The 23700-nt window shown below is 67.4% G+C and carries 15 protein-coding genes; 4 read left to right on the forward strand and 11 right to left on the reverse strand.

Annotated features, from left to right (window positions below; translation table 11 throughout):
• Positions 1–3 precede the first annotated feature (3 nt).
• Together pdxK and FHW78_RS00130 are read right to left on the reverse strand one after the other, a co-directional pair.
• A complete protein-coding gene (pdxK, locus tag FHW78_RS00125) occupies positions 4–906 on the reverse strand; it encodes a pyridoxine/pyridoxal/pyridoxamine kinase (protein WP_183636218.1) in 903 nt (300 codons plus the stop codon).
• Entirely contained in the window at positions 903–1721 is an 819-nt protein-coding gene (locus tag FHW78_RS00130; protein WP_183636220.1) for a YggS family pyridoxal phosphate-dependent enzyme, read from the reverse strand. The genes pdxK and FHW78_RS00130 overlap by 4 nt, the downstream gene beginning before the upstream one ends.
• A gap of 83 nt (positions 1722–1804) precedes the next feature.
• Between FHW78_RS00130 and ptsJ the strand changes: the two genes are divergently transcribed.
• Positions 1805–3103 (forward strand): transcriptional regulator PtsJ, encoded by a 1299-nt coding sequence (gene ptsJ / locus FHW78_RS00135; RefSeq protein ID WP_183636221.1) that lies wholly within the window; start codon positions 1805–1807, stop codon positions 3101–3103.
• 45 nt (positions 3104–3148) lie between these two features.
• Here the strand turns inward: ptsJ and FHW78_RS00140 are convergent, their stop codons facing one another.
• The 6 genes from FHW78_RS00140 to FHW78_RS00165 form a co-directional block, all read right to left on the reverse strand.
• Positions 3149–4786, reverse strand: a complete 1638-nt coding sequence (locus tag FHW78_RS00140) for an alkaline phosphatase D family protein (protein WP_343205564.1) — start codon at positions 4784–4786, stop codon at positions 3149–3151.
• Between the two features lie 2 nt (positions 4787–4788).
• A complete protein-coding gene (locus FHW78_RS00145; protein ID WP_218533700.1) occupies positions 4789–5910 on the reverse strand; it encodes a hypothetical protein in 1122 nt (373 codons plus the stop codon).
• A 215-nt stretch (positions 5911–6125) separates the two neighbouring features.
• Complete coding sequence (locus FHW78_RS00150) at positions 6126–9395, reverse strand: outer membrane beta-barrel protein (protein ID WP_183636225.1); 3270 nt, start codon at positions 9393–9395, stop codon at positions 6126–6128.
• 91 nt (positions 9396–9486) lie between these two features.
• Entirely contained in the window at positions 9487–10479 is a 993-nt protein-coding gene (locus FHW78_RS00155; RefSeq protein ID WP_203323022.1) for a FecR domain-containing protein, read from the reverse strand.
• Complete coding sequence (locus tag FHW78_RS00160) at positions 10442–11089, reverse strand: sigma-70 family RNA polymerase sigma factor (protein ID WP_183636227.1); 648 nt, start codon at positions 11087–11089, stop codon at positions 10442–10444. The genes FHW78_RS00155 and FHW78_RS00160 overlap by 38 nt, the downstream gene beginning before the upstream one ends.
• Before the next feature lie 147 nt (positions 11090–11236).
• Positions 11237–12073, reverse strand: a complete 837-nt coding sequence (locus FHW78_RS00165) for a hypothetical protein (protein WP_183636229.1) — start codon at positions 12071–12073, stop codon at positions 11237–11239.
• A 412-nt stretch (positions 12074–12485) separates the two neighbouring features.
• On the opposite strand from FHW78_RS00165, the gene FHW78_RS00170 reads away from it, so the two are divergent.
• Complete coding sequence (locus FHW78_RS00170; protein WP_183636231.1) at positions 12486–15755, forward strand: autotransporter outer membrane beta-barrel domain-containing protein; 3270 nt, start codon at positions 12486–12488, stop codon at positions 15753–15755.
• Between the two features lie 84 nt (positions 15756–15839).
• Here the strand turns inward: FHW78_RS00170 and FHW78_RS00175 are convergent, their stop codons facing one another.
• The gene (locus FHW78_RS00175) at positions 15840–16100 is read right to left on the reverse strand and encodes a heavy-metal-associated domain-containing protein (protein WP_183636234.1); all 261 of its coding nucleotides are present in this window, start codon (positions 16098–16100) and stop codon (positions 15840–15842) included.
• Between the two features lie 156 nt (positions 16101–16256).
• On the opposite strand from FHW78_RS00175, the gene FHW78_RS00180 reads away from it, so the two are divergent.
• Both FHW78_RS00180 and cueR read left to right on the forward strand, forming a co-directional pair.
• Positions 16257–18677 carry a heavy metal translocating P-type ATPase gene (locus tag FHW78_RS00180; protein WP_183636237.1) on the forward strand — a complete coding sequence of 807 codons (2421 nt, stop codon included), beginning with the start codon at positions 16257–16259 and terminating at the stop codon, positions 18675–18677.
• Between the two features lie 12 nt (positions 18678–18689).
• A complete protein-coding gene (cueR, locus tag FHW78_RS00185) occupies positions 18690–19145 on the forward strand; it encodes a Cu(I)-responsive transcriptional regulator (RefSeq protein ID WP_141452908.1) in 456 nt (151 codons plus the stop codon).
• Between the two features lie 125 nt (positions 19146–19270).
• Here the strand turns inward: cueR and FHW78_RS00190 are convergent, their stop codons facing one another.
• Complete coding sequence (locus tag FHW78_RS00190; RefSeq protein WP_225562398.1) at positions 19271–21199, reverse strand: CocE/NonD family hydrolase; 1929 nt, start codon at positions 21197–21199, stop codon at positions 19271–19273.
• A gap of 146 nt (positions 21200–21345) precedes the next feature.
• Positions 21346–23688, reverse strand: coding sequence for a GH92 family glycosyl hydrolase (locus tag FHW78_RS00195; RefSeq protein ID WP_183636239.1), 2343 nt, complete (start codon positions 23686–23688; stop codon positions 21346–21348).
• Between the last annotated feature and the right edge of the window lie 12 nt (positions 23689–23700).

Genomic DNA, 23700 nt, shown 5'->3' on the forward strand with positions numbered 1-23700 from the left:
ATCTCAGGGAGAAAGGGAGGAGGCGGGCAGCAGCAGCTCGCCGCTGCGATGGAGCAGGGTGTGGCGAAGCGCCGCGACGATGCGTTCGCATGCCTGCGCGACCGCTTCGTCCAACGGAATTCCCGCCAGCAGGCGCGCGGCGAGTTCCGCACTGAACAGATCGCCGGTGCCCTTGGTGTCGGCGGACAGGCGCGGATGCCGGATCACGCGGGTGGTGTCGCGGGTGACGACCGCCACCCACATGCATCCGGCTTCCCATGCCTCCGGCGCCGCGCTGGTGACGACCACCCAGCGGGTGCGGCCGGTCAACAGGCGGCGCGCTGCGGCGAACACGCTTTCGGGGGCGCGGCCATGATCCGGCACCAGTTGCGCGAGTTCGAATCCGTTCGGGGTGATGCCATCGGCGAGGGGCAGCAGATGGCGCCGATATGCGTCGATCATGTTGGGGTCGACATAGATGCCGCTGTCGTGATCGCCGATCACCGGGTCGACAAACAGTTGCAGCTCCGGCAGTTCCACGCGAAGCCGGGCGATCCAAACCGCCAGCGCCGCGGCCTGCGCGGGCTCGCCGAGGTAGCCGATCACCACCGCGCGTAGTTGCCGCAGCGCGCCGCGCGCGCGCAGGTCCGACAGATAGCCTTCGAACCACGGCAGCGGGATGACGCCGCCATGCAGGCTGGGATAGTGCGGCGTGTTGCTCAGCAGCACCGTGGGCACCGCAGCCACGCTCAATCCGTGCGCCTCCAAGGCCGGCACGGCGACGGCGTTGCCGACCCGGCCATAGACGACCTGTGACTGCACGGACACCACGTCCAGCCGCAATGGCAGCGACGCGGCGTCCACCTGGTGGGTCACCGTCGCCAGCCGCTCCGTCAGTCCGGCGCCGCCGTCGTCGCGCAGGCTCATGCCGCGCTGCCTTCGCCGGGCCAGAAGTGGCTGTCGGGCAGGGCGCGGGCGCCGAAGATGGCTTGGCCGACCCGCACGACGGTGGCGCCTTCCTCGATCGCGATCTCGTAATCGCCGGACATGCCCATCGACAATTCATGCAGTTCGATGCCGGCCGGCGCCTGATCGCGCAGGCGATCGCGCAGTTCCCGCAGCTGCACGAAACAGCGGCGCACCCGCTCGGCATCCTCGGAGAACACCGCCAGGGTCATCAGGCCGCGTACCCGCAGGGCGGAGAAGGCGGGCAGTTCGCGCAAGAAGGCGGCGACCTCCTCCTCCGGCAGGCCGTACTTGCTGGCCTCGCCCGAGGTATTGACCTGCACGAACACGTCCAGCCCGCGTCCTTCCAGTTGCAGGCGCCGGTCCAGTGCCTCGGCCACGCGCAGGCTGTCCAGCGCCTGGAACTCGGCGGCGAACCGCGCCACCAGCTTGGCCTTGTTGGTCTGCAGGTGGCCGATGACCGACCAGCGCAGGTCCGTGAGGTCGGCCATCGCCTCCCACTTGCGATGCGCTTCCTGCACCTTGTTTTCTCCCAGCAGGCGGCAGCCGGCGGCGTGGGCCAGACGGATGTGCGGTTCGTCGATGGTCTTGCTGACCGGCAGCAGGCGCACGCCGGCGGGATCGCGGCCGACGCGCGCGCAGGCCTCCCGCATGCGTGCATCGACTGCGGCGAGGTTGTGGCGGAAGTCCTCGACGCTCTCGGCGCGCGGATAGCGACCGTGCCGCGAATGCGAGGTGGAAGTGGACGGAACGGGAGCGGGGGAGGAGGTGTTCACCGGGATGGTTTCCTTTGCGTGGAGCGCGCGGTTGGTACGGGCGCCGTTGACACAGGCCAGATTCTATATTGTCATAGGACAATATGAAAATCACCGGAAACACCGCCGCCGAGATCTTCGAGCGCATCCGCCTGCTGGTGCGGAGCGGGCAATTGCGACCGGGCGATTCGCTGCCGCCGGTGCGGGAACTGGCGCTCAACCTGGAGGTCAACCGCAACACCGTCGCCGCCGCCTACAAGCGCCTGGTCGCGGCGGGTATCGCCGCCACCCAGGGCAGGCTGGGCACGGTGATCCGCGGCGACGAGGTGCTGGGCGAGCAGGAGGGCACACCGCATGCCACGCCATTGATCGATCTGGCCGGCGGCAATCCGAATCCGGACTGGCTGCCCGATCCCGCCGCCGCGCTGGCCTCGCAACGGCGACCGCCGCGGCTTTATGGCGCGCCGTTGATGAATCCCGAGCTGGAGGCCTATGGCCGCGCATGGTTGTCGCCCGATTGCCCGGCCGGGCCGGCCATCGACCTGACCCACGGCGCGGTCGACGCGGTCGAGCGCCTGCTCGCCGCCTATCTCGCGCCGGGCGATCGGGTGGCGGTGGAGGATCCGTGCTTCCTCAGCAGCATCAACACCCTGCGCACCGCCGGCTTCGAAGCCATCGGTGTGCCCATCGATGGCCAGGGCATGCGCGCGGACGCGCTCGAAGCCGCGTTGGAGCAGGGCGCACAGGCGGTGATCATCACGCCGCGCGCGCACAACCCCACTGGTTGCAGCCTGGGCGCCAGCCGCGCGAAGGCGCTGCGCGCGGTGCTTGTGCGCCATCCACATGTGCTGGTGATCGTGGATGACCATTTCGCGCTGCTGGCCAAGGCGCCGTACCACGACGTGATTCCGAAGAACGCGCAGCGCTGGGCGCTGGTGCGTTCGCTGTCCAAGGCGCTGGGGCCGGATCTGCGGCTGGCGTTCGTGGCATCCGATGCGCGGACCTCGAATCGCCTGCGCCTGCGCCTGGCGGGCGGTACCAGTTGGGTCAGCCACATCCTGCAGGACATCGCGCAGGCCTGCCTGCTGGATTCGCGCAACCGGCAGATCAAGGGGGCGCGGGAGGACTATGCGCGCCGCAGGCAACAGCTGGCCGAAGCGCTGCGCGGCGAGAACATCGCGACCCCGGCGGCGGACGGCCTCAATCTCTGGTTGCCGCTGGCCACGGATGGCGGCCGAATCGCCGGCGATCTCGCCCGCCACGGCTGGCTGGTGCGGGCGGGTGAAGCCTTCGGGGTCGGCGGGCCGGCGCGCGGCCTGCGTGTGACGATATCGACGCTGACGCCGGAACAGGCCCGGCGCTTCGCCGCCGACCTGCGCGGTGCGCTGGGGCGCGCGGGTTGACTGCACGCGGGCTGACCGCGCGCCGGCTGATCGCCGGCGCCAGGTTCATGCCTTGAAGCCGCGCCGGCCGCGTTCCACCGACAGCCGATGGGTGCCGGCCAGCGCCAGGCTGCGTTCCTTCACCGTGCGCAGGAACCGCCATTCGCCGGTGACCTGCTGCGGAGTGATGTCCAGGCGCATGTAGCCGCGCTGGCTGGTGTCGGCCCAGGCCAGTTCCGGATTGGTGGCGACGAAGGCGGCGGCGACCTGTTTCGGGTCCACGGCCATGTTTCCCTCCATGCCGTGCGAGCTCACGCTGTGGCCGGCGAACTCGGTGCCGGCGGGGCGGCCGTCCTCGACCAGCGAGTACGCCCAGGCGTTGTGGCTGTCGCCGGACAGCATCACCAGATCCGCGTCCGCCTGCTGGGCTGCGCGCAGCAGGCGCGAGCGCGCAGCCGGATAGCCGTCCCAGCGGTCCATCCACATCGGCACACCCTGGCGCGACGCGCGCACGTCGCGGCGGAACTTGTCGGCCACGCGCTCGCCGGCCTCGGGCCGGAGCCAGCCCGGCATCTGCTCCGGCATCAGGGTGCGGCCGAGGATCGTGCCCATGCCCACCATTTGCCAGGTGGAACTGGCGGCGTTGCGGGCGAATTCGCGCGACAGCCAGTGTTCCTGATCCGAACCGAGCATGGTCGCCGCCGGATCCTGCCAGGCACCGTCACGAAAACGCCGCAGCGCCGCGTCCGGATCCGCTGACTGGTGCGCCTCGGCCAGTTCCGCCGCCGGTGGCCGCGTGCGCGCCAGCACCCGTGATTCGGTGCGGTACAGGGTCGCGAGGGAGCCGATCGGATAGGCCTTCCACGGTTCTTCCGATATCGGCATCCACTCGCGATAGGCCTGCATCGCCGCCATGCGCCGGGTGTTCCAGTCGCCCTCGGCGGCCGGCTGGTGATTCTGCGCGCCGCCTTCCCAACTGTCGTTGGTGATTTCATGGTCGTCCCACAGCGCCAGCATTGGCGCCATGCGGTGCAGTTGCCGCAAATCCGGATCCGCCCGGTAGCAGGCGAAGCGCAGCCGGTAGTCGGCCAGGCTGATCATCTCGTGGTCGTGCGCGGGCAGGACCTCGCGCACGGCGATGCGATCCTTTTCCTTGTAGGAACCGATACCGTACTCGTAGATGTAATCGCCCACGTGCAGCCACAAGTCGAGATCGTCGCTCGCCGCCGCGTGCGCATAGGCGTTGAACCAGCCCATCGGCAGGTTGGAGCAGGAGAACAGGCCCAGTCCGAACCTTTCGACCTCGCCTTCCGGCAGGGTGCGGGTGCGGCCGACCGGCGATTGGGTGCCGTCCGGCGCGATGAAGCGATACCAGTACGTCGTGCCGGGCCGCAGTCCGTCCACGGTCTGCTTGACAGTCCAGTCGCGATGGGCGCCGGTGCTGGACTGGCCGCCCGAGACCACCCGGGTGAATTCGCGATCCAGCGCCACTTCCGCGACCAACCGCGCTTCGTCCGCGCCGCCGGCCGGCACGTAGCGGGTCCACAGCAGCATGCTGTCCGGTCCGGGTTCGCCGCTGGCGACGCTGTGGGTGAATCCCCGCGCGCCCAGCAGTTCCATCGCCAGGCCGCGGCCGCCCGGCAGCGCCAGCATGCCCAGGCCCAGGGTGCCGCCGACGATCAGGCGACGACGTTCGATGTTCACGCTCAAGGTTGTTTCTCCGTATCGACCCGGGTGAAGGGCGCGTCCACGTTCCCCGTCCACCGTGTCAGGTTGATTTCAGCGGTCTGCGCGCCCTTGGCGCCTGAATTGATCGCCAGATAGAACAGGCCCCGGCCGACCGGCTGGAAGCCGACGTCGGCTTTCTGATGCCAGCCGCGCACGCCGCTGGCCTCGTCGTTCAATCCCTCATCGGCCAGTGCAAGCAGAGGGCCCCGTTCCCAGCCATCCCCGTCGCGAGCGGGAACACCCACCAGATCGTCCAGGCGTGGCGCGGCGCGCGCGTCGATCGCGAACAATCCGTAGTTGGGGAAGGAAGGCTTCTTGCCGGGATACACGCCCATGAACCAGCGTTGCGATGCGCCGTCGTAGGCCAGGGTTTGCACGCCATAGGTGGTGTTGCCCGTACGGACGAAGTATTTGCCGTGCGGTGCACGCGGACCGCTGTGGTGTGGCGCGGCTTCATCCAGTGGGCGGGCAAGCGCGTCCCATCCCTGGATGTCGTATTGCAGCAGCACCTGGTGATCGTTGTCTTCGCGGGCGGTGTTGCCGTAGATGCCGTAGGCGACCGTGAGCAGGCGCGATCCGTCCACCCGGCCGAAGGCCGGACCAAAGCCGACGCCGTCGATGCCGGAACAGCCGTAGCGGTGATCGGGCGTGGCCGTGACATTGCCGTCGAAGCGGCCATTGCCGTCCAGGTCGGCGGTGTAGTCCGCGGCCACCTCCGGCAGGTAGACGGTACGCAGGATATCCGTGCCGTCGGCTGAGACGCCGACGCGGTCGATGCGGTCCACATCGATGACGGCGATATAGAACGCCTGGTCAGCCTTGTACTCGAGCGAACCGTAGAGCTTGCCGTCGTCCGGATAGAAGTCGAGATCGCCCAGATGGCCGCTCCAGCCCACCAGCGTGCCAATCAGCCTGCCGCTGAAGTCGTACTTCGCCAGCAGATCGGTGAACGAGTAATAGACATGGCCACGTTCTAGGTCCACCGCGATGCCCTGGACATGTCCGGAAGCCCACGTGCCGCCGTTCTGCGTTGACGGCAGCCGCGGCGCGGGCACGGGATTCGCGGTGCCGGCCCACGCCGGGATGGACACGCCGGACACGATGGATATCAGGCAGAGGCCGGCGAACCATCGGATCCGGTGCGGGAGTCGATGGCCATCACGGCGCATGCAGGTAGGCAAGGAACGGGGAGGGTGCATGAACACGTCCGTCGAGGCGGAATCCGCGCCGAGCCACCGGTGCGGAGAGGGCCCGCGACGCCGGACCGGATCCGTGCACGTCGCGGGAAGGGAGCGGTCGCCGGCCTCGCGCGGCCTCAGAACCTGGCCTTGATGCCGAAATTCCACATCGAGCCGTAGACGGTGTACTGCTGGACCCGGCCGGGCACGTTGGAATAGATGATGTCGGGCTCGTTGAAGATGTTGCGTCCGGCCAACTGCAACTCGATGTTCTCGGTGAGCTTGTAGCTGGCGCTGATGTTCCAGAGCTCGCGCGGGGTGTGGTAGAGGATGCCGTTGTTGGCGGTGGTCGGCGTGTTGCTCAGCGCGCTGACCCGGTACGTGCCCTGGCGGTTGCCGTTGATCTGGAGATCGAAGCGGCCGTAGTTGTAGCGGATACCCCAGTTGGCCGCCTGTTCCGGCATGTTCTGGCGCTCGCCGTCCGGATTGACCTTGGTGTAGGAGCCGTACAGGCTCAGCCCGCGAAACGCGCCGGGCAGGAAGGTGAGCTGCTGGCTGTACTCCAGGGTAAGGCCTTCGTTGGTGCTGGTGCCGGGCAGGTTCTGCGCGCTGCGGAAGGTGTAGCCGGAATACTCGTCCGGATCGAAGCCGACATCCTCCGGATTGACGGTGATGCCGGTGACCTGCATGTCCTTCATGTCCAGTTTGTAGTAGGACAGGCCAACAATGCCGGACGGTTCCAGGTAGTACTGCAGGCTGGCGAAGTACTTGGTGGAGTGTTCGGGCTTGAGCAGCGGATTGGGCACGTTGACGACCATCGTGTCCTCGTTGACCGACACCACGCCGCCCAGGTTGCCGTAGTCCGGGCGCAGGATGGATTCGCTGAAGGCCAGTTGGCCGACCAGCCTGTCGGTGAAGTCGTACTTGATGCCGCCGCTGAGGAACCAGTCCTCGTACTGGCCGCGGCGCATGGAGTAGGCGCCGTTGTTGTACTGGTACAGCAGCCCTTCGACGGTATTGACCGACAACCCGGCCTCGGTCACTTCGCTGGCCGGGCGAACATTCGCCACGCGCGCGGCGGTGCGCGTCTTCTCGTAGCGCAGGCCCAAATCGAAACGGGCCTTGCCAATCCGGGTCTGGGCCTCGATGTAGGCGGCGTCGACCTGTTCCTGGATACGCTTGTTGTTGTCCAGCCGGCGCTTCAGGTTGCCCACCGTGTCGGCGACGAAATACTCGGGATGTTCCCGGTAGATGTCGTACACCGCGTAGTTGTTGTCGGCGCGCCAGTTCTGCTGGTTCATGTTGCCGGCGTCGAAGCCGAGGATGCCGAACTGGTAGTGCTGGGTCCACGGGATCACGGCGGCGGGATCGCGCTGGCTCAGATCGCCGTTGGGACCAACGTACTGGTACTGCTGGTAGGACCCCTCGTTGGTGCGCCAGTCGTTGCTGCGGCTGCCGAAGCCGCCCATCAGGGTGATCGGCAGGTCGCGGATGGTCAGGTGCTTCTTCAGATCCAGGTAGGCGCCGTACTGATCGTTCACCGCGTCGGACTGGGCCGTGCGCACGTTGTTGCCGATGTCGGCATCGCGGTTGTAGCTGGTCGGATCCCCCCAGGGACGGCCGGCGGTCTGGGCCAGCGTCCACGCGTTGGAGCCCTCGGTCGGCCGGTCCATGGTGAAGCCGATGCCGGTCAGCCAGCTGTCGGTGCGCTGGAAGAAACCCTCGTCGTTGTCGCGGAAGTTGAATTCTGAGCGCGAGTAACTGCTGCGCAGGGTGGCTTCGAAGGTATCGTTCTTGAACTCCAGCTTCGGCGCGATCGTGTAGGTGGGCGTGCCGGCATAGCGGTGGGAGTACTCGGTACGCAGGCGGGTGTTGTTGCCGTTGGGATTGACCACGATATGGGTGGGCGTGGAATCCGGCGTGGCATAGGAGGCCGTGGGCGTGCCGAAATACAGGAACGTGTACTGGTTGAAGTACTCGACGTCATAGAACGAGTAGGTGCTGCGCAGGGACAGGACCAGTTCGTCGGTGAGCTGGTAGTCGGTGCTCAGGTTGGCCGCGGTGCGGCTGGTCATCTTCGGACCCGGTCGCCACATCACCCGGTAGGGCATGACCCGGCCGTCCGCCAGGTAGGACCAGTCGGTCTGGATGCGATCCTGCTGGACGTAGTTGGCGTTGTAGCTGGTATTGAACTCCACGCCCAGGCGACCTTCCATGAATACGTCGCCGAAACCGAACTGGGCCGAGGGATAGAGGGTCGAGTGCTTGCGATCGTCGGGAAAGTACTTGCGCGAAAGCGTGGAGTCGGAGGTGCCGACGCCGCCCAGCTGGGCCACGATCTGGCGGCCGGTGCGGTTGAACGCGTACTTGCTGCGCAGGTTGATCTGGCCGCCCGGGGAGTCGGCGTCCATGCTGGCGGTCAGCGTGTTGTTCAGTTCGATGGACTCGATGCCGGTGATGGACATCTGTTCGAACGAGTTCTGCCGGCCGGTGTTGTTGTTGGAGGTCGCGGTCGCCATGCGGGCGCCGTCGATGGTGAAGGTCGAGTATTTCGGATCCAGGCCGCCGATGCGCACGGCGGTGGCATCCACCTCCGTGTAGTCGAGCGAGATGCCGGGCATGGACTTCATGAACTCGCCGACGTCGCCCATGGTCAGGGCGCCATAGTTGTCGGCGGCGACTACGTTCTTCGCGTTCATCGCCGCGCGGCGCTCCATGATCGCGCTGGCCTGGCCCTCGCGCTTGGCGGTGACCATGATCATGTCCATCTCGACCGCCTCGCCGCCGCCACTGGCGCCGGCACCGGCGTAGGTAGGCACCTTGAGTTCGAAATCCAGCGTGGACACCTGGCCGGCGGCAACGCTGGCCACCGCTTTCGATTCCTGCAGGCCGGTGTACCTGACGGTGACGGTGACATCGCCCGCCGGCAGTCCTGACAGGCGGAAATTGCCGCCATCCTCGGAGTAGGTGACAAGGGTGGTGCCTTCGACCCGGATCTCGGCGTTGCGCACGTATTCGCCGGTGGCAGTGTTGAGCACGCGGCCGCGCAGGCTGCCGGTGCCGATCTGCGGCCCGGAACGCGGACGTTCGGGCGCGGCGTCGTCGGCCTTCTGCAACAGGATGATGTTGCCCTCGTCGGATTTCACTTCCAGTCCGGTCCCTTCCAGCAACAGGCGAAGGGCTTCGCGCGCATCCATCTCGCCCACGATGGCCGGCGCCTGGATGCCTTCCAGCGAACCGGCCGGCGCGATGATCTGCAGTTGCGCCTGCCGTGCAAGCTCCGGGATGGCCGTCACCGCGGGCTGCGCGGGCACTTCGAACTTGCGCTGCTGCGCCATGGCCGGGGACGTGCAGGCCAATGCGGCGAGGATGGCGCTGGTCAACAGGACTTTCTCGTAGCGATTCATGATCCGTGTGTTCTCAGGAAATCTGCGTGGGTGGCGGTACTGAGAACTGAGAGACTCGACGGATGCGCTTTCCGCTACCTGTCAAAAAAATTTAATGCGCGCGGGCCACCACGATGCGTCCGCGTTCCTGGCGAACGTCCGCATCGAACACTTCGGCGATGGCGCGGCTGAATCCCAGCGGATTGTTGGTCGCGAACAGGCCGGTGACCTGCATGCGGGCCAGCGCTGGATCCGCGATGACGATGGGCGTGTCGCTGTAGCGCGCGTAGATTGCGACCGCTTCGCCGAGGGTTTCGCCTTGCAGGGCAATCTTCCCTTCGCGCCAGGCCAGCTCGCGATCCATCTGGCCGGTGCGCAGGGAACTCAGCCGCCAGGCCTGCGGCGTGCCCTGCCGGAATGCATAGCGGGTGTTCGCGGCCAGCGAAGCGTGCTCGGCGGGCGTGCCGCCGGCCACGTCTACCCGGCCGTCCTGGACCAGGATCTGGGTGGCGTCGCCATCGAGCTTGCGCACGACGAAGGTCGCCTGCGTGGCATCCAGTTTTCGGCCATCGACTTCGACCCGGGTTGGCGATGTCGCCGTGGTGCCCTCGATCAGCACCTCGCCGCGCAGGACGCGGATGGTGCGCCGGCCATCGTCCTGATAAATCCGGATGCGGGTATCGGTATTGAGGGTGACGGTGGCGCCATCGCCCAGCGGCACGCGGCGCATCTCGCCCTTGGCGGTGGCGTAGGCGGTGGGCATCTGCAGGGTTGCGGCCAGTGTCACGACCAGCAGCAGGGAGGCAGCCATGGCACCGCCCCAGCGCATCCAGCGGCGCGAAGGCGGGGCGGGGCGGGACGCCGCGACGGCGGCGGGCTGGAAGTCGTCCGGGTCGTAGTGCGGCCCGAGCGCGCGCGCGGCTTCGCTGCGCATCCATACGGCGCGCGCACGGATGAAGGCGCCCCGACGGCGCGGATCGCCGGCGAGCCAATCCTTCAGTTCGTGGCTTTCCACCGCCGACAGGGGGGCACGGTCCATCCGCGCCACCCATTCCGAGGCGGTCTGGTCAATGTTCTGGCTGGTTTCGCGCTCTTCCACTGGCACGCCTTCTTTCCCGCTCCAATTGACTAGAGGTTTTGGCGGGTGGGTTTCCGCCACTGGCGAACCAGTCTTCCAGCCAGCGGAGTCCCCGGGCGATGTGTTTCTCGACCGTGTTCTCCGAAAGTCCCATCCGGGAGGCAATCTCCCGCTGGGGGATTTCGCGGATGCGGCGCATCACGAACGCCTCGCGCGTCTGCCCCGGCATGCTCGCGATCACCCGCGCCAGCTGGCGCAGGTCGTCGTGCGCGATGGCGCTCTGCTCCGGGGTGGCGGCCTCGTCGGCAAAATCCAGCATGCCCAGATCCTCGACCGCGTGGATCGGCACGATCCGGGCCCGCCGGATGTTGCGCACCACCAGCGAGTGCGCCACCTGGAACAGATAGGCGCGGGGATTGAGGATGTCGTCCACCCGCTCGCGCTCGGCCAGCACCGCGTAGCTTTCCTGCACGATGTCCTCGACATCGTAGGTGCTGCGGCGGGACAGCCAGTTCCTCAGCGCCGCCTCGTGCGGCAGGATGTGGTGCATGAACCAGCGCGTCCGTTCGACATCGTCCAGGGTGCCCTCCGTGCTCCCCGCCGCTTCAGTTCGCTCAGACACCCGGTTCCCCGCCATCCGTCCTTCCGGCAAATGAGGAGCGATGCTAGGCGTCGCGCATGACAGTCATGTTGCGGTGGGCACGGAGTTCGGCGTCGTCTGCCCGCGTGGCGGCACCCAATCGAGCCAGGGCACTTCGCCGGCGTCGCCGCGCGCCAGGACGCGCTAGCCCAGGAACAAGTGCAGACCGCTGGCGTCGTCGCGGCGCTTGAGCGACGCGTCGCCGGTGCGGGTGCTGGCTTCGTGTTCGCGCAGGGTGGCCAGCAGCGTCGGCAATCCTTGTTCGGCGACCAGCGCCAGCGCCTGTTCCCGACTCATCAGATTGTAGGTATCCCACACCCGCGACAGCCCGTCGCTGCCCAGCACGACGTGCACGGGTGCGGTCAGTACCTGCTCCTCGATCACCGCGTTGTGCGCGCTGATCGGATTCAGGGTCAACGCCGTGCCTCCGGTATTGGCCTGTTGCTGGCGCCTGCGCTCCCACATGCGCTCCAGGGCAGGCAAGCCGAAGCCGGAATGGGGTTTCCACTCATCGTGGCTCTGCGCGGGCAGGACCGCCGGCACCATCGACCGCGGCGATGCGTGCGCGGAATGGATTTCCAGGAAGCAGTCCTCGTAGCGATGGACCCGCATCCGCAGGGCAGGGCCGGACGGGCTGATTTCGGCCACGACGGCGGCGGCGACCGGCCAGGCGTGGAGCGGCTGCGCCTCGCCACCGGCGCGGAGGTACTCGTCGCGCAGGACTCGCAGTCCTTCTTCCAGCAATGAAGGACTGAACGCTTCCAGCGCACCGCGCTCGGCCAGCCATCGCCCCATGCCGCGCGCGAACCAGCCCGCATCGGTCAGGTCGGGGAAGGTGGTGAAGGGATGTTCCGTCAGCGTGGTCGCGCCGTCGATGGCCCAGGCCAGCACGGCGTCACCACGCCGTACGCAGCCGACCACGTCCTCGCCGGGAATGTGTTCGTAGATGCCCTGGCAGACCTGATCGATGTTCACCTGCATGTGGCTGTACCTGTCGAGTGGTGGGGAAGGGACGGCGACGCATCCGGCGTGAAGGCCGTCTTCACGCATGCATCCGGCACCATCGCGATGCTCCGGTTCCGAACCGCGCCGCGAACGATGCAGATGCGCATGTGCATGGCGAGGTTCGCGCGTCGATCATGCATTGCCATCGCGTCGATGGCGTTACGGGGAAGAACCGCGCCACCCGCGAATAGATGCTTCGATTTGCGTATCTCGTCACAGGCTACCGTGTTCCGGGCGCCGACGGGTGTGCGCTACATTCGCCCCCCGGACTCGCGCAATCTCTCGCGCGCTCACTCTGCGGTAGATGATGCGAGTCCCGCGCATACAACTTCCCCGAACCCGCCATGCGCGCATGCGGGGGAGCGACTCACGGAACGGAGCACCCTGTATGGCCCAGATCGAACGCAAGCGGTTGTCGATGGACATTGCCCGGCTGCTGCATGCCAGCCGGTTGCTCGGGGGCTTGGCGCTGCTCGCGCCGGCGCTGGCCGCCGCCGAATGCGTCACCACCGGCACCACCACGGTCTGCACCACCGCCGCGCCCAATCCATGGGTTGCCACCGTGGGCGAGGGCAATGTGCCCGCGGCCGACAACCGTACCGTCGACGTGCAGGCCGGTGCCCGGATCGCGGTGGGCGACGCCAACGCGATTTCGTTGCGCGACAATGCCAGCATCCACGTGGGCACGGATGCCGTGGTCAGTTCCACGGCGGTCAGCGCCCCGGGCTTGTTCAATGCCGGCGCCAACACTGTCGAGATGCGCACTGGCGGCACCCTGACCATCGATGCGGGCGGTCAGGTGCTGGCGCTGGGCACGCAGGGCAGTGCCGAGGCGGTCAACTTCCTGGGTACGGGCAACGTCATCCGGAACAGCGGCACCATCCGAGCGACCAGTGCGATAGCCATCTGGTCACAGAACATGACCGGGTTGAACACGATCACCAATACCGGGACCGGCGTCATCGAGGCGACGGGCACCGTGATTGGCGGGTCCGGCAGCAGCGCGGTGCATTTCATCAACCACGGCACGATAAACGGCAATCTGGTTCTCGCTGGCGGTGACGACCTGGTCGAAATGCTGGGCGGCACCATCAACGGAACCACCAGCCAGGGCGACGGCAACGATACCCTGATCTTGAACGACGGCCAGATCGGCCCGGTCGACCAGGGAGCCGGCCAGGATCGCATGGAGGTCAACGGAGGCAGCGTCGCCGGCACGGTCCAGCAGGGCGGCGGCATCGACGACTTCGTGATGACAGGCGGTGAGATCGGCGCGCTCTTCCAGGGCGATGGCCTGGACACCTTCCGAATGACCGGCGGACGCATCATCGGCGCGTTCGAGGATGGCGACTACGCCGAGATGACCGGCGGACGCATCGGCCGGGTCAACATGAAGCTCGACGACAATACCTTCGACATGTCCGGCGGCACCATCGACGGCAACCTGGTGACCGGGTTCGGCCGCGACACCATCCGCCTGTCCGACGGCTACATTGGCGGCAACATCAGCGTCAGCGGCGGCGACGACCGCATCACCGTTACCGGCGGCACCGTGCGTGGCGAAGTCCGCGTGAGCCTGGGCAACGACGTGTTCGAATGGAATGGCGGTGGCGTGATCCATGGCGCCATCGATCTGGGCGACGGCGATGATGTCGCCAACCTGACCAGCCTGAACCAGGCGCACCTGGGCGCCACGCCGCTGCTGGACGGCGGCGCCGGCAACGATGCGCTCAATTGGTCGAACGTGACCACCGGCGGCATTTCGCGCTTCCAGAACTGGGAACGGGTGGATGCGCTCAACGACACGGAACTGGGTTTCGACAGCGACCTGGTGCTCGGCGACGCCGGCAGCGGTACCGGCACTTTCAACATCGATGCGACCAGCACGGTCTATGCCGGCGATGGCACCCATGCCGCGGTGCGCGCGTTCGACGCGGCGCAACTGGCCAATGTCGTCAACGCAGGCCGCATCGACCTGACCAACGGCAATACCGGTGACGCCAGCGATACCTTCACCATCGTCGGCAACTATGTCGGCAACAATGGCGTGGTCCACCTGCAGACGGTGCTGGGGGACGACAGTTCCGCCTCCGATCGACTGATCCTCTCGGGAGGGCAGGCCAGCGGCAGCACCGGCCTGGACATCATCAATTTTGGCGGTCCGGGTTCCCAGACGGCGCTGGACGGCATCATGGTGGTGCAGTCGATCGAGGGCGCGACGTCAACGAGCAGCGCCTTCGCGCTGACCGGCCCCGTGGCAGCCGGCGCATTCGAGTACTACCTGTTCAAGGGCGGCGCCAGCGACGGCAGCAGCGAGAACTGGTATCTGCGTTCCACCCTGCTTAGTGACATCGACTCCACCCCGGCACCCGCGCCGGATCCGACCGAACCCGCGCCGCCGGAGCCGCCACCGCCTCCGCCTCCGGAGCCGCCGGCGCAACCCCCGCCGGAATTGCCGCCGCCACCGCCACCGCCGCCGCCGCAACTGCCGGGGGATCCGGACATCCCCGATCCCGATCCGGAAGCACCCACGCCGGAGCCCCCGGTGCCGCCGCCGGAACCACCGCCGGTCCAGCCGCCTTCACCTCCGCCACCGGAACCTCCGGTGCCGCGGAATCCGGCGCCGCTGCCCGGCGGAGACCGCACACCGCCTACGCCCGGGGCCACCGAGGCCGAAGGCGAAGTGATCCCGCTGTATCGCGTGGAAACGCCTACCTACGCGGTGGTGCCGCCACTGTTGCGCCAGGTCTCGCTGGCCAGCCTGGGGACCTTCCACGAGCGCCAAGGCGAACAGGCGTTGCTGGGCAACGACGGCACCTTCCGCGCCGCCTGGGGCAGGGTGATCGGACAGAACACCGAGCAGAGCTGGCGCGGAACCGTCTCGCCCACTTTCGACGGTTCCATCACCGGCGTGCAGGCGGGCGTGGACATCCATGCCTGGGAGAACACCGAGGCCAGGCGCCGCGACCATCTGGGCCTGTTCCTCGGTCGGACCCGCGCCGACGGCGACGTGCGCGGTTTCGCCATCGGCTGGAACAACCTCACCGTGGGCAAGAACAAGCTCGACGAGGACCACCTGGGCCTGTACTGGACGCGCATCGGCGAACGCGGCGGCTATCTGGACGCGGTGCTGATGGCCAGCCGCTATGACGGCGATGCACGTTCGACCCGGGGCCAGGGCATCGAACTGGACGGTGACGGCCTGACCGCTTCGCTGGAGATCGGCGCGCCTGTGCGCTGGCGCGAAGGCTCGCGCTGGTCGCTGGAACCCCAGGCCCAAATCATCTGGCAACGCACGGATCTGGACGATCAGCGCGACCGCTTCGCCCGAGTGGCGTTCGACATGGACAGTGCGCTGACCGGACGCGTCGGCCTGCGCCTGGCCGCGGATTTCCCGACCGCGCACGGCCTGTGGCAGCCCTACCTGAAGCTCAACTACTGGCACAGCTTCGAAGGCCGCGACGTGATGCGGATGGATACCGATGCCGTCGTTACCCGACAGATGGCCAATGCGGTGGAATTCGGCGGCGGGGTAGTGGCCAAGTTCAGCGATCGCTTCAGCCTGTACTTCACCGCAGACTACACCAGCGATACCGGCGACGAAGGTCTGGATCGCGAAACGGTGGAAGGCAATCTGGGCATGCGCTTCAACTGGTGACCGCAGGAAGGCGCGGGGCATCCCTATGACCCGCGCCTTTCACGCCACGTCGCCGCGATCGCGGGTGTGGTCCGGACGGATCGGTCAGGCGGCCTTGCAACTGCCGCAGCACTGGCTGCCGGATTCGGCCGGCGCCGCGGCGACCGCTTCGTCCGTCGCGATGACGTCATAACCTTGCGCGGCCAATGCCTGGGTCGCTTCCGCCGCGCGGATGTCGCCCCGGACCAGGACGGTCTTGCCCGGAAGATCCACGGAAACGGACGCATTGGCGTCCAGCGCCTGCAGCGCGTAAGTGACCGTGCGTACGCAGTGGCCACAGGTCATGCCTTCGACAATGAGTTTCATGATGCCTCGGAGAGGATGACCGGCCCATCGCCGGCACGCACACGTTCGGGCTTGCCCCTGTGGGAAGGTCAATCCCGGGGCGGGAAATGGTGGTGGTTTGACCTTCCCATCGTGGGAAGCCGCATCGTGCCGGCAACCCCACCGATGGATGCCGTCATGAACTCCTCCCTGTCCCACGCCGCCGCCGCCATCCAGGACCGGTTCCGTTTCGGCGTATCCGGCATGACCTGCGCGTCCTGTGTCGGCCGCGTCGAACGCAGCCTGCGCAAGGTCCCGGGCGTGGCCGACGTGGCGGTGAATCTTGCCACCGAAACCGTCGAAGTCCACGCCGCGCGACCGCTGCCGTTGCAGGCGCTGGACGCGGCCGTGCGCGACGCCGGCTATCAAATGGCCACCCGCGAGATCGAACTGGCGCTGCAGGGCATGACCTGCGCGTCCTGTGTCTCACGCATCGAACGCGCCCTGGTCGCCGTGCCGGGCGTGGTCGAAGCCAGCGTCAATCTCGCCACCGAACAGGCACGCGTGCGGGTCACTTCCCAGGCGGGCGAAGCCGATCTGGTAGCGGCGGTGGCGGCGGCCGGCTACGCCGCCACGCCGCATGCCGCGGCACGGTCCGGCACGGATGCCGCGCAGGTCGCGGCTTCCCGCGAAGCCCGGCACCTGTGGTTCGCCGCGCTGCTGTCGCTTCCGCTGGTGCTGCCGATGCTGGGCCTGTTGTGGGGTGAACACTGGATGCTGCCGGGCTGGGTGCAGTTCGCATTGGCGACGCCGGTGCAGTTCTGGCTGGGCGCGCGCTTCTACAAGGCTGGCTGGAAAGCGCTCAAGGCGCGCACCGGCAACATGGATCTGCTGGTCGCGCTGGGAACCAGCGCCGGCTACGGCCTGAGCGTGTACCACCTGCTGGCGGGCACCTCGTCGCATGCCGCGCAACCGCTGTACTTCGAGGCATCTGCCGTCATCATCACCCTGATCCTGATGGGCAAGTGGCTGGAAGCACGCGCCAAGCGCCAGACCACCGAAGCCATCCGCGCGTTGCAGGCATTGCGTCCGGCCACCGCGCGGGTGCGCCAGGCCCACGGCGACGTGGAACTGCCCATCGATCAGGTTCGCGTGGGCGACGTGGTGCTCGTGCGTCCGGGCGAACAGATTCCGGTGGACGGAGAACTGCTCGAAGGCCGCACCCATGCCGATGAGTCGATGATCACCGGCGAGTCGCTGCCGGTGGCCAAGAACCCGGGCGATCGCGTGACCGGCGGCGCGGTGAACGGGGAAGGCAACATCGCGATCACCACCGTGGCGGTGGGCGCGGAAAGCGCGCTGGCCCGCATCATCCGCCTGGTCGAGGACGCGCAGGCCCGCAAGGCGCCCATCCAGCGGATCGTGGATCGGGTAAGCGCGGTGTTCGTTCCGGTGGTGATCGGCATCGCCCTGCTGACCCTGGTGGCCTGGGGTGTATTCACCGGCGACTGGAACCAGGCCATCCTCAACGCGGTTGCCGTCCTGGTCATCGCCTGTCCCTGTGCGCTGGGCCTGGCCACGCCCACCGCGATCATGGCCGGCACCGGCGTGGCGGCGCGCGCGGGCATCCTGTTCAAGGACGCCGAGGCGCTGGAGACGGCCCGCAAGGTCACCATCGTCGCGTTCGACAAGACCGGTACGCTGACGCAGGGGCGGCCGCTGCTGGCCGAAGTACTGCCCACCGAGGGCAGCGCTTCGGATCTGCTCGCGCTGGCCGCCGCGCTGCAGGCCGGCAGCGAACACCCGCTCGCCAAGGCGGTACTGGCCGCCGCGGCCTCCGGCCCGGCGCCGCAGCTGGCGATCGATGTGCAGGCGCTGCCGGGGCGTGGTCTTTCCGGTGAGGTGCAGGGACGCCGGCTGTGGCTGGGCAGTGCGCAACTGATGCGTGAACTGGAGGTCGATGTTTCCACGCAGGCCGTGCAGGCCGATTCACTGGGCAATTCAGGGCATACGGTGTCCTGGCTGGCGGAAGCGCGGGACGCAACGATCCGGTTGCGTGGCCTGTTGGCATTCCGCGACGAGCCCCGGGAAAGCGCGGCCGACGCGATCACGCGGCTGCATGCGATGGGGCTGCGCACGGTGATGATCTCCGGTGACAACGCCGGCGCCGCCGGGGCGGTGGCGGCGACCCTGGGCATCGACGAAGTGCGCGCGAACGTGCTGCCCGACGGCAAGGCCGAGGTGATCCAGCAATTGCAGCAGGCCGGCACCGTGGCCATGGTCGGCGACGGCATCAACGATGCGCCCGCGCTCGCGGCGGCATCGGTGGGACTGGCGATGGGCTCGGGCACCGACGTGGCGATGCACGCCGCGGGCGTGACCCTGATGCGTCCGGATCCGCGGCTGGTCGCCGCGGCCATGGATGTTTCACGCCGCACCACCCGCAAGATCCACCAGAACCTGTTCTGGGCATTCGCCTACAACGTCGTCGGCATTCCGCTGGCGGCCCTGGGCCTGCTCAATCCGGTGCTGGCCGGCGCGGCCATGGCGCTGTCCTCGGTGAGCGTGCTCGCCAATACCTTGCTTTTGCGCCGTTGGCGACCCACCTTGGACGCCTAGGAGATTTCCGCAATGTCCAGACGAACCCAGGCACCACGCCCCGAACTGGCCGACGCCCGCCGGCAGGGCCTGCACAACATCGGCGAGGCGGCTGCCATCAGCGGCGTGAGCGCCAAGATGATCCGGCACTATGAAAGCATCGGCCTGCTGTCGCCGGCCGAACGCACCTTCGCCGGCTATCGCATCTACTCGGACAACGACCTCCATCGCCTGCGCTTCATCAAACGCGCCCGCGTGCTCGGTTTTCCGATCAAGCAGATCGAGGTGCTGCTGGGATTGTGGGACAACCGCGAGCGCGCCAGTTCGGAGGTCAAGGAACTGGCACGCGCACACGCGGACGAACTGGGCAGGAAGATCCGGGAAATGCAGGCCATGCAGCAGACCCTGCTGGATCTGGCCCGGCGTTGCCACGGCGACGATCGGCCGGACTGTCCGATCCTGGAAGATCTGGCGACGCTCGAACGCTAGGTCTCAGGCGCGTCCGGAGCCTCATCCCATCCTTTTGCCTGCGCGTCGCCCGGTCGGTAGACCCGGCGCGCGTCGATGATGGACGCCGCGGCGGCGCGAGCGCACCGCCGCGCGTTCGCCCGCACTCAATAGACCGGCAACTCGATCGAGCTCGCCGCTTCCGGCGTGTGCCAGATGCGCTGCGTCGCCTTGCGGTAGTCCTCCGGCTTGGCGAAGTAGATGTTCGGGACGAAGGTCTGCGGATTCCGGTCGTACAGCGGGAACAGGGTCGACTGCACCTGCACCATCACCCGATGTCCGGGCAGGAACACGTGGTTGGCCTCCGGCAGCGCGAAGCGATAGGGCAGGGTCTGGTCGGAGGGAATTGCCTTGGCGTGTTCGAAGCTCTCGCGATAGCGTCCGCGGAAGATCGCCAGCGAGACCGGCAACTGGTAGCCGCCCATCTCGGTCGCCGAGGCGACCTGCTCGGGATACACGTCGATCAGCTTGACCACCCAGTCGCTGTCGCTGCCACTGGTGGATGCCTGCAGGTTCACCCACGGCGTGCCGGCGATGCGCAGCGGCTCGGTCAGCGGTTCGGTGATGAAGGTCAGCACGTCCGGCCGGCCATCGACGAAACGCTGGTCCTTGACCAGCCACGTCGTCCACATGTCGCGATCGCCGAAACGCACCGGGCGCGGCGCGAACGGCACCGGCTTGGCGGGATCGGAAACGTATTCCTCGAATCCGCTCTCGCCGGCCGCCGGCGGCTGGAACGAGAGCTGGCCGCCCGCGCGCAGGTACAACGGCCGGGCGGGGGAGCCACATCCCTGGGCGCAGCTGCGCGGCCAGTTCGGCAGGCGGTCCCAGCGGTCCTCGCCGGTGTTGTAGACCAGCACCGGCGGCGTATCCGCCTTCGGCGCGCCTTCGACCAGGTACTGATCGAAGAACGGCTTGAGCACGTCGCGGCGGAACTGCAACGCGGTATCGCCGTCGAACTTCAGCGCGCCCAGGTTGCGTGCCTCGTAGTTGACCTGGCTGTGCCGCCACGGTCCCATCACCAGGTAATTCAGGTTGTTGCCGGTATCTCGTCCTTCCATCGCCTGGTAGCTGTGGTTCGCGCCCCACATGTCTTCCTGGTCCCACAGGCCCTGCAGCCACATGGTCGGGACCTTCAGTGGTGTGCTGGCCATCTTCCGATCCAGTGCCTGCTCCTGCCAGAACGCGTCATAGGCGGGATGCTCGGTCATCTTGTGCCACCACGGAATCTGTTCCAGTCCATGGGTCCGGGCATAGTCGCCGGCCGAACCGGCACGCAGGAAGGTGGTGTAGTCGTCCAGCCCCTCGCTGGGTACCGAAGTTCCCTTGCCGCGCTTGGTCAGCTGGCCGGTGAAGTAGCCGAAATTGACTTGCCGGAACGCACCGTAGTTGAGCCAGTCGTCGCCCATCCAGCCATCGATCATCGGGCTCTGCGGCGCCGCCACCTTGAGCGCCGGATGCGGATCGGTCAGCGCCATCACCACGGTGAAGCCTTCATAGGAAGAGCCGAGCATGCCGACGCGTCCGTTGGACTCGGGCACGTGCTTGACCAGCCAGTCGATGGTGTCCCAGGCATCGGTGGCGTGATCGACCTTGGTCGGATTCAGCGGCCCGCGCAGCGGACGGGTCATCACGTAGTCGCCCTGTGAACCGTACTTGCCGCGCACATCCTGGAACACCCGGATGTAGCCGGCGCGCACGAACACCTCATCGCCCTGCGGCAGGATGTCGATCATGCGCGGCGATTCCATGCGCTGGGCGCGGCCCGCCGCGTCGTAGGGCGTACGGGTCAACAGCATGGGGGCGTTCTTCGCCCCCTTGGGCACGACGATGACGGTGTAGAGCTTCACCCCGTCGCGCATCGGCACCATCACCACGCGCTTGTCGTAGTCGAAATCCTGCTTCGGCACGACGAATTCCCTGCCGGTGATGTCCGGTGTGATCGCCGGTGTCTGGGCCTGGGCGAAAACCGCGGGAAGGAACAACGCCAATGCCGCCAGCCTGCGGCAGCCGAGGGCCTTGCAAGTCATCTTCATAGAGCGTCTCGATTCCGGAGTCGTAACCTGCCGATTAAACCGCGCTGCGAGGCCCGCAGCCAGTGCTGAATGCGCCGTAGAGCGGAGCTCGCTCTGCTTGCCTTTGCGAACGCCCCGTCAACCCCGTGCCGGCAAGCCCAGCCGGATCAACCGAATCCGGGCGGCAAATCCTCCGGACCGGTACCAAACGAAAGATTGGGTCGCGGCCCCATTTCGAACTCCAGCGTCCCGCCCGCGGCCAGGTCGGCGTGGCTTATCCAGTTGCGCGCATACGGCTCGCCATTCCAGCGCACCCGTTGCACGAAGACATTCCGCGCATTGTTGCGACGAGCGAGGACGTGCAGCCGGCGTCCGTTGCCAACGTGCAGCTCGGCTCGGCGGAACAAGGGACTACCGAACACATAGTTACCGCTGACCGGATCGACCGGATAGAAGCCCAGCGCGCTGAGCGCGAACCAGGCGCTCATCTGTCCGCAGTCCTCGTTGCCGGACAGGCCGTCGCGGGCATCGCGATATTGCTCGCGCATCAGGCGGCGGACCATGGCCTGGGTCTTCCACGGCTGGCCGGCATAGGCATACAGGTAGGCCACGTGATGGCTGGGCTCGTTGCCATGCGCGTACTGGCCGACCATGCCGTCGATGTCCGGCGGCGCACCGGCCGGCAGCTCGGAACTGGTGCCGAACAATTCGTCCAGCTTGCGCACGAACCCGTCACGCCCGCCAAAGCCCTCCATGTAGCCGTACAGGTCGTGCTGGTTGAGGAAGGTGGCCTGCCAGGCGTTGGATTCGGTGAAATCGTGCCAGCGCTCCGAGTGGCCCAGCGCGCGCGGGTCGAACGGCTCGGCCCAGCGGCCGTCCTCCAGCCGGGGCTGGATGAAACCGCTGTCCGGGTTGAACAGATGACGATAGTTGCGCGAGCGCGCGAGCAGCGCCTGATGATCGTCCAAGGCGCCGGCTGCGCGTGCCAGATGCGCGCAGGCCCAGTCGTCGTAGGCGTATTCCAGGGTCCGGCTGGCCGCCTCGCTGACCTTGTCGCTGGGAATGTAGCCCAGCCGGCGATACCAGCCCAGGCCGTTGAAGTCGTCGTCCATTGCGCGCTTGCGGAACAGCGGCCAGGCCGCGGCGTAGTCGATGCCGTCGAAACCCTTGGCGTGCGCCTCGGCCAGCACCACCGCCGAGTGGTAGCCGATCATCGTGCCGGTTTCCACGCCCTGCAGCGGCCAGATGCCGACGCCGTCCGGGCATTCGGCCGCGCCGCGCACCAGTCCCTGGGCCAGATCCGGTACGCGCTCGGGCTGCACCAGGGTCAGCAGCGGATGCAGCGCGCGATAGGTGTCCCACAGCGAATAGGTACTGTAGTTGTGGTAACCCTCGGGCAGGGTGTGCACCTTCAGATCCATGCCGCGATAGCGACCGTCCGTATCGCTGAACAGCGTCGGCGCCAGCAGGCTGTGGTACAGCCCGGTGTAGAAGATGCGCCGCTGCCCGCCGTCACCGGTATCGATGCGCACCCGCGCCAGCTCCCGCTCCCAGGCATCGACCGCCTCGGCATGCACGCGGGCGAAGTCGAAGTCCGGCAACTCGGCATCGAGATTGGCCTGCGCGTTTTCGGCGCTGACCGCCGAGATGCCGACCTTGACCAGCAGCGGCGCGGCGCCGGCATCCGGGTAGTGCAGGGCGGCCTTCAGCCTGGTGCCATCGATGCTTCGCGCGTCCTCGGCCAGCGGCTGGTCATCGGCGTACAGCTGCGCACGCGCGAATGGACGCGACAGTCGCATCGCGAAGAACAGGTAGCGCCCCCTGGCCCACTGATGGACGCGACGGCCACCGACCAGCGTGCGCTCGTCGACGACGCGCAGTTGCGCCTCGCTGGTCCGGGTGGGCGTGTCGGCGTTGTCCTGGTAGCCGTGGCACAGATCCAGCAGCAGGTGGCCTGGCTTGCCTGCGGGAAAACGATAGCGATGCAGGCCGGTACGCGCGGTGGCGGTCAGTTCCGCGAGGATATCCGTGTCCTTCAGCCTTACCCGGTAATAGCCTGGCGAGGCGGCTTCGTCCTCGCGGTCGAAGCGCGAGCGGTAGCCGGTTTCCGGCGCATCCGGCGGCCCCGGATGCAGCCGGACCCCGCCGGTGCGCGGCACGACCAGGAAGTCGAGCATGTCGCCGATGCCGGTGCCGGACAGATGGGTATGCGAAAAACCCATGATCGAGTCCTGCGACTCGTGGTAACCGCTGCATCCGTCCCAGGTCGTGTTGTAGGTGTCCGGGCCGAGTTGCACCATGCCGAAGGGCAGGGTCGCACCGGGAAACGTGTGGCCGTGGCCGCCGGTGCCGATGAATACATCGACGTGCCGGCTCAAATCCATTCGCGCGCGACTGTCGGCGGGCAGGGCGGATCTGCCGATGCGCGCCGAAGTGGCGATCGCGGGGCCACCGACGCCGGACAGGCCCAGCGCGGCGGCGCCCTTCAGGAATCCACGTCGTGTCGTCATCGTCCGTTTCCT

Origin of the sequence: Pseudoxanthomonas sp. OG2 (assembly GCF_014192765.1) — a bacterium.
In the GTDB taxonomy this organism is placed as follows: domain Bacteria; phylum Pseudomonadota; class Gammaproteobacteria; order Xanthomonadales; family Xanthomonadaceae; genus Pseudoxanthomonas_A; species Pseudoxanthomonas_A beigongshangi.